The sequence below is a fragment of the Actinomadura sp. NPDC047616 genome, assembly GCF_040642915.1.
Classification (GTDB): domain Bacteria; phylum Actinomycetota; class Actinomycetes; order Streptosporangiales; family Streptosporangiaceae; genus Spirillospora; species Spirillospora miaoliensis.
Genome location: NZ_JBEYTB010000020.1, coordinates 38,699 through 51,422 on the forward strand (window position 1 = coordinate 38,699; position 12,724 = coordinate 51,422).

General features: G+C 70.4%; 7 protein-coding genes and 4 pseudogenes. 4 read left to right on the forward strand and 7 right to left on the reverse strand.

Annotated elements, in window-relative coordinates; all coding sequences use genetic code 11:
• Positions 1 to 21: 21 nt before the first annotated feature.
• Both ABZ801_RS35590 and ABZ801_RS35595 read right to left on the reverse strand, forming a co-directional pair.
• Positions 22 to 159 (reverse strand): annotated as a pseudogene (locus ABZ801_RS35590) (nitrate reductase); the annotation flags it as partial.
• 25 nt (positions 160 to 184) lie between these two features.
• Positions 185 to 709, reverse strand: coding sequence for a hypothetical protein (locus ABZ801_RS35595; RefSeq protein ID WP_360706710.1), 525 nt, complete (start codon positions 707 to 709; stop codon positions 185 to 187).
• Between the two features lie 88 nt (positions 710 to 797).
• Here ABZ801_RS35595 and ABZ801_RS35600 point away from each other — a divergent pair, with 88 nt between their 5' ends.
• Together ABZ801_RS35600 and ABZ801_RS35605 are read left to right on the forward strand one after the other, a co-directional pair.
• Entirely contained in the window at positions 798 to 2,249 is a 1,452-nt protein-coding gene (locus ABZ801_RS35600; RefSeq protein WP_360706713.1) for a serine/threonine-protein kinase, read from the forward strand.
• A gap of 464 nt (positions 2,250 to 2,713) precedes the next feature.
• Positions 2,714 to 3,007 carry a hypothetical protein gene (locus tag ABZ801_RS35605; RefSeq protein ID WP_360706714.1) on the forward strand — a complete coding sequence of 98 codons (294 nt, stop codon included), beginning with the start codon at positions 2,714 to 2,716 and terminating at the stop codon, positions 3,005 to 3,007.
• A 110-nt stretch (positions 3,008 to 3,117) separates the two neighbouring features.
• Here the strand turns inward: ABZ801_RS35605 and ABZ801_RS35610 are convergent.
• From ABZ801_RS35610 to ABZ801_RS35620, 3 genes and pseudogenes are all read right to left on the reverse strand, one after another.
• Positions 3,118 to 3,267 (reverse strand): annotated as a pseudogene (locus ABZ801_RS35610) (apolipoprotein N-acyltransferase); the annotation flags it as partial.
• Between the two features lie 201 nt (positions 3,268 to 3,468).
• Positions 3,469 to 4,380 (reverse strand): amidohydrolase family protein, encoded by a 912-nt coding sequence (locus tag ABZ801_RS35615; protein WP_360706717.1) that lies wholly within the window; start codon positions 4,378 to 4,380, stop codon positions 3,469 to 3,471.
• 430 nt (positions 4,381 to 4,810) lie between these two features.
• Positions 4,811 to 5,415: pseudogene (locus ABZ801_RS35620) on the reverse strand (XRE family transcriptional regulator).
• An 87-nt stretch (positions 5,416 to 5,502) separates the two neighbouring features.
• Between ABZ801_RS35620 and ABZ801_RS35625 the strand changes: the two are divergent.
• Together ABZ801_RS35625 and ABZ801_RS35630 are read left to right on the forward strand one after the other, a co-directional pair.
• Positions 5,503 to 6,125: pseudogene (locus ABZ801_RS35625) on the forward strand (methyltransferase domain-containing protein).
• 42 nt (positions 6,126 to 6,167) lie between these two features.
• Positions 6,168 to 6,683 carry a DUF664 domain-containing protein gene (locus tag ABZ801_RS35630; RefSeq protein WP_360706720.1) on the forward strand — a complete coding sequence of 172 codons (516 nt, stop codon included), beginning with the start codon at positions 6,168 to 6,170 and terminating at the stop codon, positions 6,681 to 6,683.
• A 119-nt stretch (positions 6,684 to 6,802) separates the two neighbouring features.
• On the opposite strand, the gene ABZ801_RS35635 is transcribed toward ABZ801_RS35630, so the two are convergent.
• Positions 6,803 to 10,015 (reverse strand): family 78 glycoside hydrolase catalytic domain, encoded by a 3,213-nt coding sequence (locus ABZ801_RS35635; RefSeq protein ID WP_360706723.1) that lies wholly within the window; start codon positions 10,013 to 10,015, stop codon positions 6,803 to 6,805.
• Between the two features lie 80 nt (positions 10,016 to 10,095).
• On the reverse strand, positions 10,096 to 12,687 hold the full coding sequence (locus ABZ801_RS35640; RefSeq protein ID WP_360706726.1) for a glycoside hydrolase family 78 protein: 2,592 nt from the start codon (positions 12,685 to 12,687) through the stop codon (positions 10,096 to 10,098).
• Positions 12,688 to 12,724: the final 37 nt, after the last annotated feature.

A 12,724-nucleotide genomic window follows, 5' to 3' on the forward strand; every position in this document is an offset into this window, starting at 1 on the left:
CGCTTGCCGGCCGGGTCGACGATCGCCCGCGGTGAACAGCTGGGCGAGGTAGTCGACGGGGATGCGCAGGGCGTCGATGGCGGCGAACAGGTTGCCGGTGTCCTCCGCGTCGTGGCCGGTGTCGCGGACGACGTCCACGACGGGCGACAGCGGCGGGATGCCCGCCATGATCAATTAATCCTGGTTAGGACGACCTGTCTGGCAGTTCTCGGCAGCGAAGGCCGGTGGGCGGCCTCCCTGGCCGCACTTGTTTATGGTTGACCCGTGGACGATGACCGTCAAATCTCGGCATGCGGCCCAGCCGGCGCATGGTCCAAAGGTCGATGCCGCCCAAGAGACGATGTTCAGTGAACGCGACCTTGAAGTGTTCCTCCGCCTGAGTCTTGACCAAGCTCATTTGCCGTCCCCCGCCGTTGACGCCGGCGGCCTTGCCGGCACCGGTTTCACAGAAGCCGCCGCCAGGGAAGTCGCCCGCGTGAACCGGCGGCGTGTCATTACCAGCAACCTGGCCGTCGCCCTCGTCGGCCTGGCAGGCGACCTTATGAAAGGGCTTAGCTGACAGTCTGTTCACTTTTGGCGGTAAGTTCGGCAGGCTGGCTGCCGCCGATTCTGTGTGCTGGGTGATGAAGCTTATTGAGGTGGCCAGGGTGTCGATGACTTTTTCGGCGCGGTCTGGTTCTTGGTGCGTGCGGAGCTTGCGGATGCCCATGGGCGTCCGGGGGCTAATCGTGATGAGACGCTGAGTGTTCATTCAAGGAACCCTGCCATATAGACAGGGATGTTTGTATCATCGTCTCGTGGCAGAGGAGACGAGGCCGGGGCGAGTGATCGGTGGTCGCTACCGGTTGACCGACGAACTGGCGGCGGGTGGTTTCGGGCGCGTCTGGCGAGCGTGGGACACGGCGCTCGAGGTCGAGGTGGCCGTCAAGGAGGTGTGGCTGCATCCGGGGATCAGTGGCCCTGTGCGGGAAGACATGCTGCGGCGTGCCACGCGCGAGGCTCGGAATGCGGCTCGGCTGCGCAATCACCCGAACATCGTCACGGTGCACGACGTGGTGATCGAGGACGGTGTTCCCTGGACGGTCATGCAACTCGTCTCCGGATGCTCCCTGCACGAACGCGTCAGCGAGCAGGGGCCGCTGAAGCCGAAGACTGCCGAGAAGGTGGCCAGAGCAGTGCTGAGGGCTCTGGAGAAGGCGCATGAGGCGGGCATCGTGCATCGTGACGTCAAGCCTGCGAACGTCATGCTGGCCGCAGACGGCGAGGTCCTGCTCACCGACTTCGGGATCGCGGTCCAGCAGGACGAGACACGGCTCACGGCGCCCGGAACGTTCATCGGAACGGCCGAATATCTCGCGCCGGAGCGGATTCGCGGGCGGGACGAGCGGACCGCGAGTGACCTGTTCTCGCTCGGGTCGACCCTGTACTACGCCGTCGAGGGCGTCTCGCCGTTCCACCGGGACACACCGGACGAGACGTACGGCGCGATCCTCATGGCGGAGGTTCCCGCACCGCGGCGGGCGGGAAGGCTCGCGCCGCTGATCGAGCGCCTGCTGCGGAAGGATCCCGACCGGCGGCCGACGGCCACCCAGGCGCTGGAACTGCTCGACCTGCCGCCGACCAGGCTCGTCACGACCCCCGGTCAGCAGAAGCCGAAGAAGGAGGGGGCGGACAAGCCAAAGAAGGCGGGCAAACCCTCGGATGCTCCCAAGCCGCGACCCAAACCCCAACCCAAGCCTCGGCCGAAGGCCCAGCCAAAGCCCCAGCCAAAGCCCCAGCCAAAGCCCCAGCCAAAGCCCCAGCCCAAGACTGTCTCGCCGCCGGCTGCGAAGAGCACCCAGCCCGCGCAATCGCAGGCCAAGGCGAAGGAGCCAGCGAAGAGCTCGGACGACACGTGGTTGTGGGTGGTCGGTGTCGCCGCCGTCATCTGCGGTCTGTTGTATCTCGAGAAGCCCGGCTTCGCCGATGCCGTCACGGACATGGGGCTCTCCGGAGACCTAGCGTCCGCTGCCCAAGGCGACTGCCTGCATCGCGGGAAAGATCTGCGGTGGGTCAAGGTCCCGTGCTGGTCCGCTGCGGCCGACCGTACCGTGACCAGGACATTTTCTCGATCCCCGTACCTGGTCCGCTCCCGCCTGTCCACGAGTACGACCACCAGCACCTCGACATGCCAGTTCTACGGCGGCAGCTTGTACGAAGTTCAGGACATCGGATCCGGCCGGGTTCTGTGCACACGGCTCAAGCAATGACGGCCGAGTTCAGCGAAGCCCAGCGCGCAACCTGCTCGGGAACAGCGTGCTCTCACTGCTGATTTGGGCAGGGAGATGGGCCGTCCACCAGATGACGTGGTGAGATCGGGAGATTGAGCGCATGCCCATGTGGGGGCGCGGCCCCCAAAAGGGCTCGCGCAAGCCGCAGCCGTCGCCGTCGCCTACGGCTTCGGGTGCCGCGAACTGTACAAGGCTGCTCGCCCATGCCGGTCACGCGCCGGGTTCGGTGAAGCTCTTACTCGGTTTCCCCGGCTCGCCGACGGCAGACTTCGGCAGGATGCGGTGACACATGGGTCCGGGGCCATCAGCTCGTGCGTCATTAACGCCCGCGACCCGGACGGACCTCGGCAGGCGTGCTGCCCGACTCGCTGAATGTTCGTGGACAGCGCACTAGAGTCGACCCGTTGATGCTGTGACGGTTCGCCGATGGACCGCATGGGCGGGTGGTTCGAGTGCACCTTCGTGATGTCGAGCTCGGTGATGTGGACGCCTACGTCAGGATGCGGTGCGACCCGGTCATGATGGCCGAACTCGGTGGCCCGCGCCCCCGGGACGGGATCGAGGAGAAGGTCCGGAGCGACGTCCGGGATGCGGCCTCGGGCACCGCCTGGATCAAAATGATCGTTCCCAGCGACGACAGACCCGATCCGCGGGAAGTCGTCTTCGCAGGCCGGACCCTCCGGACGAACCACTGGATCATCGATCCTGCCGCCGATCTGATCGGAAAGGTCCGTTGATGGCCTGCGGTGACGGGCGGAGCCTCTCGACGAGGCGCTGTGACGACTCACCCTGTGACGGCGCCTGCCAACGGACCCAGCCACCCCGAGCCCGAGAGGGCTAGATCGTAAGAGGCGGTCTGGCTGAACGCCAGCCGCGCCCAGGGGAAGCCGCCGAACGGGACGCGTCCGCGGGCCGCCTCCTGGGCCGCCCACAGCGCGGCGGTCCAGACGGGCCAGCCGGGCAGGCGGGTGACCAGGGCGATGCCCGCGCCCATGGGCCATGACCTCCGGTGCGGTGTCGGAGCGGAGGGTGTTGCGGTAGAGGACCGGCGGAGATCCACAGGTCGCACCGGAAGGTGTGCGCCGATGGCCGGGCTCGTCCGCCGTCACCCGGAGGCAGGCCCGCGCTCGCGCCATCGAGCGCTGGTGCGACAACGCCGTGCGCAACGTCGCGGGCCCCTCGGCGAGCCGCGGGGGCACTACCGTCCAGAATCGGTCTGAGGCTCCTCAGAAGCCAATCCGAACAGCCTCGCCGCGTTGTCGTGGCACACCGCTCGCAGCCACTCCTGTCCGAGGCCCAGCGTCTCCAGGGCGTGGAGCTGGTGCACATAGGGATAGGGGATGTTGGGGAAGTCGGAGCCGAGCAGGATGCGGTCGCCGAGCCCGGCGAGCCGGGGCAGGGCCCGGCGGGGGAACGGCATGAATTCCTCGGTGAAGTCGGTGAACGTCATCGTCGTGTCCAGCCGCACCTGCTCGTACCGCTCGGCGAGGCCGAGGAACTCCTCGTACTCGGGCATCCCCATATGCGCGATGACCAGCCGCAGCCGGGGGTGCCGCGCCAGCACCCGGGCGATCGGTTCGGGGCCGGTGTGCTTGCCGGGCGCGGGCCCGGAACCGCAGTGGATCACCACGGGGATCCCGGCCTCGGCGAGCACCCCCCATGCCCGGTGGAGCAATTCGTCGGCCGGGTCGTACGCCCCCACCTGGACGTGCGACTTGAACACACGCGCGCCCGCTTCGATGGCCTCGCGGACGTAGGTCTCGACGTCCGGCTCGGGGTAGAGGGTGGCGGTGTGCAGACAGTCGGGGGTGCGGCGGGCGAAGTCGGCCGCCCATCCGTTCAGCCATCGGGCCATGCCGGGCTTGTGCGGGTAGAGCATCGCGGTGAAGGCCCGGACGCCGAACTCCCGGAGAAGGGCCGTCCGCTCCGCCTCCTCCTTCCGGTAGGTGATCGGCCACTCGAGCCCGCCGATCAGTGGTCCGTGCGTGTCGAAGTAGTTCCACACCTTGTGCAGGACACGCTCGGGCATGAAGTGCGTGTGGACGTCGACCAGCCCCGGAAGTCCGAGCCGACCCCAGAAGCGGCGCACCTCACCGGCCTCATCGGCCATGGGCACGTCACTCGTGGCCCCTCGCGAACCCGTCGCTGCGCTCGACCTCGGCGACCCGGCAGTGTACGAGGCGGCGGCGGTGGGGTCGGCGGAGGCGGCAGGGTCGACAGGGGCCATGCGGTGATCGCTCATGTCGCTCACGATCGGCCCTGGTGAGGGGGCGGGTCCACCCCTTTCCGCAACGGACGCGTGAGGAATCCATCACCCGGGCCGCGGTGGTGAGGTGCCGCCTCCGGCCGCAAACCGCGCACCCCGCGCGGAACAACGGCGTGAGAACACGCGCTGAGTGGCGCGTCCGGTTCCGGTTGTGCGGGTCGGTGACGGGTCCTGACGGGCGTCCTTGATCCCCCGACGATGAGGACGGTCTCACTGGCCTAGTGCTGATCGGACTTGCTGCCGGCGCGAACAGAAAGATGGTCTTTCGCTGAGTTCACCGCCGGCTTCCGCCGTGAGACGACCGATGAGGGTCGGCGCGCACGTGCACACGCATCCCCTGCAGGCCGAACAGGATGAGAAGCTCCACCACGCCGCCGTCGGCGCTGCCCAGCCAGTGCGGCAAGGACGTGTCGAACTCGGCGGCCTCGCCGGGCGGCAACGTCAGGTCGCGCTCGCCGAGCACCAGCCGCAGTCGTCCGTTGAGCACGTACAGCCATTCGAAGCCGTCGTGGGTCTGCGGGGTCGGTTCGAGCGGTTCCGGCTGGGCGGGGTGATCATCTTGAACGCGTGCACCCCGCCCGGCCGCCGGGACAGCGGCACGAACGTCATTCCGAATCGCCGGATCGGCTTGAGGTGGATCCGGGGGTCGCCGGTGCGCGGGGCGCCGACGAGGTCGTCCAGCGGAACGTCGTAGGCACGGGCCAGCGGCAGCAGCAACTCCAGAGTCGCCCGGCGCTTTCCGCTCTCCAGCCGGGACAGGGTGCTCTGCGACACGCCGGTCGTCGCCGCGAGGTCGGCGAGGGTGATGCCGCGGTCGCGGCGCAGCGCACGCAGCCGCGGCCCCACCGCGTCGAGCACGTCTTCTGTTCTGCGGTCCACGAGGCCATCTTGCTGGAACGGCAAGATTTCGTGCCAGAACGTGGTGAGCCTGGCAAGACTGAGCGCGTGCCGACAGAAGGAGTCTTGATGAGCACCACCGATGCGGTCACGTTCTGGGACGGCGTCCACGCGGCCCGACCTGCCTCGACCCGCAGCCGAACGCTCGTCTCACCGAGACGGTCACGGGCCTCCCGCCGGGCGACGCGTTGGACCTCGGATGCGGCGACGGCGGCGACGCACTGTGGCTCGCCCGCCAGGGGTGGCAGGTCACCGCCGTAGACATCTCGGCCGTTGCGGTCGAGCGGCTCGCCGGCCTCGCCCGCTCACACGGCCTGGGCGACCGGGTCATCACCGTGCGGCACGACCTGCACAAGTCCTTCCCGCAAGGTCGGTTCGACCTGATCTGCGCCCACTACCTGCACACCCCGTTCGACCTGGACAGGACAACAGCCCTGCGTGCGGCCGCGCACGCACTGCGCCCGGGCGGGCGGCTGCTGGTCGTCGACCACGGCTCGGCCGCGCCGTGGTCGTGGAACACCGATCCCGACGTCCGGTATCCGAGCCCGCGGGAGGTCGCCGCGGGTATCGATCTGGACGCGGCGACATGGACCGTCGAGCGTGCCGACGCACCCCGCCGGATCGCGACCGGACCAGACGGGCGCACCGCCGAGGTCACCGACCACGTCCTGCTCATCCGCCGCACCGCCTGACACGGCGACCAGCGCCGCTCCCCACAATGGAAGGAGACCACCGTGTCCAGGACCACGCGCCGCAACCGCCGCGGCGACACCCCGCCGCCCCGGACCGGAAGCAGCGAGACCGAGGTCCTTCGCGGATTCCTCGACTACCTCCGGACCTCGATCGCCGCGAAGGTCGACGGTGCCCCCGAACCGCAGGTGCGGACAGCCGCGGTGCCGTCGGGCACGAACCTGCTCGGCCTGCTCAACCACCTGACCTTCGTCGAGCGCTCGATCTTCCTCGGGGACGACGTCACCGACTGGCAGGCGACGTTCCAGGCCGCACCGGCCGACAGCGCGGCCGAGGTCGTGGCCCGCTACCGAGAGACGGTCGAGCGCGCCAACGACGTTCTCGACGGGTGCACCGATCTCGGCGCACCGGTCCCTCGCAAGCACGTGCTCGCGATCGAAGGCGCGAAGAAGCCCGAGACGCGCATACAGCGGATCGAAAAGGCCTTGGCAATGTTGCGGGACGGGGAGGAGCGGCCTGCTGCCCGCGCCAAGACCCGGCCCACCCGGGACGAGTCGTAGCCTTCCAGCGGCCGCACCGTCGCTACCGGCTGCGACCGGCGACGGCACGGGCGTACGGGTGCCACAGCGCGTGTGGCACCCGTACGCCCGGTCAGGTGTTCAGGCGCGTTGGGCGGGCCTCACTTCGCCGCCGGTGAGTTGAAGGTGAACTCGCCTGAGGGGACGGAATAGACGGCGTGCTTGCCGTCGGTGCGCAGGAAGGTCGCCCTGGCCGGGGTCGGGCCGGGGCGTCCGCTGGTGGGCACCCAGACCTCGGCCGTGGTGCTCGCCGGGACGGTGATCTTCAGTTGGAAGCCCTGGGTCGACTTGGTCCACGAGCTTCGCGCGACGCCGTACGGCGTGGTGTAGCTGCCGTGGGCGTAGCGCAGGTCGCCGACCGGCTTGGGCTGGAAGACCAGCTTGTCGTAGGCGGTGGCGCCGGACGCGGCGCGGATTCCGGCGACGCCGGAGTGGAACCATTCCTCGATCTGGGCGAGGATCATGTGGTTCTTGGAGTCGCCCCTGTTCCAGCGTTCGCCGATGGTGGTCATCCCGCCCGGGTTGGCCGGGGTGGACGCCATGAAGTAGCCGTAGCCGGGCTGGTCGTCGGTCTGGAGCAGGTCCCACAGCACGTCGTCGCGATCGCCGTCGGCCAGGGCGCGGATGGTGGAGGCCATGCCGATGGTGCCGCCGCTGAAATGCGGGCCCTCGCCGTTGGGGTGGTAGGCGTAGACCAGCTCGACGAGGGCGTTCAGCACCTGGGCGCGCTTGTCGTCCGGGACGAGCCCGGAGTCCAGCGCCAGCGCCTGCGCGGCCTGGGTGGCGCCTTCGGAGCCGGCGTTCCCGCTGGCGGTGTAGCGGCCGAGCGACTCGTTGAAGAACGCCTTGTTGAACGCCTCCCTGATGTCGGCGGCGAGCGTGCGGTACTCGGCCGCGTCGGCGGTGTGGCCGGTGAGCTCGGCCATGCGGGCCATCTTGCTGATCATGATGTGGTAGCCCCAGGTGCCGGTGATGCGGCCCGAGGTCTGGTCGGCGGCCACCCAGTCCGCCAGCGCGGCGTCGACGATGTGCGCGTTCGCGCCGGTGCCGGCCTTCTCCCGGCGGATGTAGTCGACGTACATCTTCATCCGGTCGTAGTACCGCGCCATGGTCTGGGTGTCGCCGTACAGCTCGTGCAGCATGGAGGGGACCAGGACGATGGCGTTGCCCCAGTTGATCTCGTCGCCGAAGCGGCCGCTGTAGCCCCAGTCGTAGACGGGGGTCTTGAGCGCGACGTTCCCGCGCATCGGGGTGTCGGCGACGGACTGGCCTTCCACCAGGTGCCGCATCGTGGTGCGCAGGTAGGCGGCGAGCTCGAAGTTCCGATGGACGGCCCCCATGGGCATGGTGTAGTCGGCGGGGTAGGACAGCTTCTCCCGGCCGGGGCAGTCGGTGAACGTCGACATGATGTTGCTGGCGATGGAGTAGTACGCCATCTTGTGGATGCGGTTGATCCGCGCGTTGGAGCTGCCGAACTCGCCGGCGGCGGGGGTGTCGGCCTGCAACCTGATCCCCGTGACGAGGTCGCGGGTGGGCTTGTAGCCGTCGGGCAGCCCGGTGACCTGCACCCACTGCATGCCGAAATAGTTGAAGTCCGGATGCCACGTTTCGCCGCGGGGGTCGCCGTGGGCGGTGTAGGTGTTGAACAGGTCGACGCCCCGGGAACCGCCGCCGCCCATGAGGGACGCCTGGTTCACCGTTCCGTCGGGGTTCAGCGACTCGGCCGGCGCCATCTTCACCGTGGTCCCCGCAGGGACCCGGCGCAGGTTGAGCTGCGGCCAGCCGGTGAAGTTCTGGCCGAAGTCGAACACCCAGGTACCGGGGGAGGGGTTGGTCACCGCGACGGGGGTCAGCTTCTCCTGCGCCCGGACCGGCTCGGCGTTCCGCGCCACCAGCCTGGTCGCCAGGTTCGGCGGCGGCGCGATGCCCGCGCTGGTCCAGCCGGTGGCCGAGCCGTCCCGGCGCTTGGCGGACGCGGTCAGGTCGGCGCCTGGTTCGTTCCAACCCGGTTGCTCCCGGCGCGCGTCATAGTCCGCGCCCGAGTACCAGGCGTCGGTGACCAGGGGCCCGAGGGCGGTGCGCCATGACCGGTCGGTGACGATGACGTCGGTGCCGCCGTCGGTGTAGCGGATCTCGGCGCGGCCGATCAGCCGCGGTGTCACGGCGGCTCCCGCGGCCGGGTCGCTGGCGGCGACGTTGTTGCCCGAGCCGGTGACCTTGGCACCGGCCGCGTGCCCGCCGGTCAGCGCCGGGGTGAAGGCGATGCCGGTTCCGTCGGCTCCGGCCGTGCCGACCCGGGTGATCGTGCGGGACTCCAGCCGGTCGCCGCCCCCGCCGGTGTCGATGTTGATCGTCCCGCCGACGTGGTAGCCGTCGACGGAGTTCACCTTGACCGTCGTGGCGCCGGCGGCGGCGGCCGCGGCGAGCGTGCCGTTGCCCTTGAGCTGGCTCTGCCACCACGAGTACGGCGACGTGCGTCCCACCGCCGGGTTCGTCACGCTGCGGCGCACGTAGGCGGTGCCGTTGCCCAGTTCGACGCCGATGGTGTTGTCGCCGGACCGCAGCACGCCGGTGAGGTCGTAGGTGCGGTACTCGGTGGACAACTGGTAGTTGGAGTTGCCGGGGGCCAGCACCTCGTCGGTCAGTTCCCTGCCGTTGACGGTGGCGTGGTGCAGCCCGACGCCGGACAGGTACAGGCGCGCGTCGGCGACCTTCTTGCCGCGCGGCACCCGGAACTTGCGCGCGAAGATCGGCAGCGGCTGGTTCTCGGCGCGGTCCGGGTAGTCGATCCACCGGGCGTCGCCCCAGTCGCTCTGCTCCAGCAGGCCCGTCGACCAGGTGGCGGGAGCCGACCATCCGGACGGCTTTCCGTTGGCGTCCCATACCCGGACGCGCCAGGCGACCGTGTCCCTCGAGCCGAGCGTTCGTCCGAAGGGGACGCTTTGCTGCGTGGTGCGCCCCCGGCCCGACGTCCAGATCAGCCGCCCCGCCGCCAGTTTCCGCGTCGTCTCTGCCGCCTGTACCTCGTAGGCGGTCTGCCGGTCGGCAGGGCAGGGGATCTTGGCGCCGGGCCGGTGGCATGGGTGCGATCTGGCGCGTCGGGTCTCGCTGATCTGCCAGCTCAGCGTCGGACGTGGGTTGTCCAGCCCTTCGGGTGAGTCATGGCGGCCGTCCACGCCGAGGTGTCCCACCTGGACGTAGCCGGTGTCGGCGGGTGATGCCGCGGTGGCGTTCGCCGCCCCGTGCGGCGGCGCCAGGGCCACGAGCAGGCCCATGGCCGTGAGCGCGCCGATCGAACGTTTGCTGACCGACATCGGGCTCCTTTCATCGTCAGCGCATATGCGTGGTGCGGTCCTGCGGGACGTCCCGCAGGAGGTCGTGATGCGACGGCCCGTCACGCCTGCCCGGGTGTGTCGCAGTGGAAGACGTGCCGCCCCGGCCCGGCCTCGATGGGCCGGTCGGGCGCCGTCGGCAGGTGAACGGCCGCGGTGGTGTTGGGCGGAACGAGCACATGCAGGGTGAGCCGTTCACCCGTGCGCTCCCACTTGACCTCGGCCACGCCGTACGGGGTCGTGTGGGCGGCGCGGGCGTGGGTGAGCCCGCCGCCCGGCCGGGGGCGTACGAGGATCCGCCGGTAGCCGGGCGCGGCGGGTGCCAGCCCCGCGAGAGTGCGGTGCATCCAGTCGGCGACGGCCCCGAGGGCGTAGTGGTTGAACGAGGTCATCTCGCCGGGGTTGATGGTGCCGTCGGGCAGCAGGCTGTCCCAGCGCTCCCAGACGGTGGTGGCGCCCATCGTCACCGCGTACAGCCAGGACGGGCATTCGGTCTGCAGCAGCAGCCGGTAGGCGTCGTCGACGGCGCCCGCCTCGGTGAGCGCGTCGCAGATCAGCGGGGTACCGACGAAGCCGGTGCCGATGCGGTGGCCGCTCGCGCGGACGAGTTCGACCAGGCGTGCGGCGGCGTGCGCACGGCGTTCCGCACCGTCGATGAGCCCGAACCGCAGCGCCAGGGCGTAGGCCGTCTGGGAGTCGCCGGAGACCTTTCCCTCCGGTGAGACGTATGCGGCGTCGAACGCGGTCCTGACCCGTTCGGCGAGCTCCCCGTACCTGCGGGCGTCCTCGCCATGGCCGAGCAGCTCGGCGGTGTCGGCGACCAGCCGGGCGGAGCGCGCGAAGCAGGCGGTGGCGACCAGGCCCGGATCGGTGGCCGCCTCGGCCGGCCGGTCGGGCGGTGCGGACGGGTCGAGCCAGTCCCCGAGCTGCGGCCCGGTGTCCCACAGGCCGGACCCGCCGGCCCGTTCGGTGACCTGGTCCACCCACGCCGTCATGCTCGGGTACTGCCTGCGCAGCAGGTCGACGTCCCCGGTGCGCTGGTAGAGGGTCCACGGCAGGACGACGGCGGCGTCGCCCCAGGCGGCGATCGGGTCCGTCGGGGCGAACGGTCCCCCCAGGTCGATCCAGGGCACGAACAGCGGGACGGTGCCGGACCGGCGCTGGTCGGCGGACAGGTCCTCCAGCCAGGACCGCAGCATCCCGGCGCAGTCGTAGAGGAAGGCCGCGGCCGGGCCGAACACCTGGATGTCACCGGTCCAGCCGAGCCGCTCGTCGCGCTGCGGGCAGTCGGTGGGGATGTCCACGAAGTTGCCGCGCATGCTCCACACGACGTTCTCGTGCAGGCGGTCGAGCAGCGGGTCGGAGCAGGAGAAGTCGCCGATGCGGCGCATGTCGGTGTGGCAGACCACGGCCCGCACGTCGGCGGGGTCCAGGTCGCCGGGCCAGCCGTCGACCTGGGCGTAGCGGAACCCGTGGACGGTGAAGCGCGGCTCCCACTCCTCGGGCTCTGCGTCGCCGCGCAGTGTGTAGGCGTCGAGCGCGTCGGCCGTGCGCAGCGGCCGCACGCCCAAGGCGCCGCCGTCCAGCACTTCGGCGTGCCGCATGGTGACGGTGCGGCCGGCCGGTCCCCGAACGCGGATGCGCAGGCGACCGGAGATGTTCTGCCCGAAGTCGAGGATGGTCTCCCCGTCCGGCCCGGTGAGCACCGCGACTGGAGGCAGCGTCTCGACGCGGCGCACCGGCGGTCCGGTGGGCGCCACCAGCCTGGCCGGATCATGGTCGAGCAGCGCGGCGGGCCGCCAGCCGGCCGCGTCGAAGCCGGGCTCGGACCAGCCGGGCGGCAGCAGCCGGGCGTCGTACTTCTCGCCGTCGTACAGGCTCGCCGCGGTGACCGGGCCGGACGCGCACCGCCAGTCCTCGTCCGTGGTCACCAGGTCGGTCGTGCCGTCGCCATAGGTGACCTCCAGTTGGGCGATCAGCGCGGTGCGGTCGCCGTAGACGGCGGTCCTCCCGCCGCCGTAGCCGATCCGGCCCCGGTACCAGCCGTCGGCCAGCATGGCGCCGACGGCGTTGCCGCCCCCGCGCAGCAGTCCGGTGACGTCGTGCGTGCGGTAGCGCAGGCGGTGGCCGTAGCTGGTCCAGCCGGGCGCCAGGACATCGTCGCCGACCGGGACGCCGTTGATCTCGACGTCGTACAGGCCGTGCGCGGTGACGTACAGGCGGGCCGAGACGATCGGCGCCCGCAGCGCGAACTCGCGGCGCAGCAGCACGGCGGGCCCGTCGGGCGGACCCAGCAGGTCCGGCAGCGGCGCCGCCGCGCCGGCCCGCCAATCCGCGGGGTCGAGCAGCCCCGCCTCCACCCAGGACCAAGGGCTCCAACCGCTGGCCGACCCGTCCCGGCCGAACACGCGCACCCGCACGCCGCGCCGTTCGCGGGAGCCCAGCGCCATGCCGGGCCAGGGAACGAGCACCGAATCGGCCGACTCGACGCGCCCCGTGGAGCCGCCGTCGCTCAACTGGATCTCGTAGGCCCGCTGGTGCCAGCCCGCGATGCCGGACGTGACGGTCCAGGACAGCCGGGGAGCGGACTCGCCGATGCCGAGAGGGTCCCGATGGTGCTCGAACGTGGGAGGTTCGACGCGCACAGTGGTCACAGGTGTGCTGCTCCTTGGGTGAGCGCTTGGCGGGTCC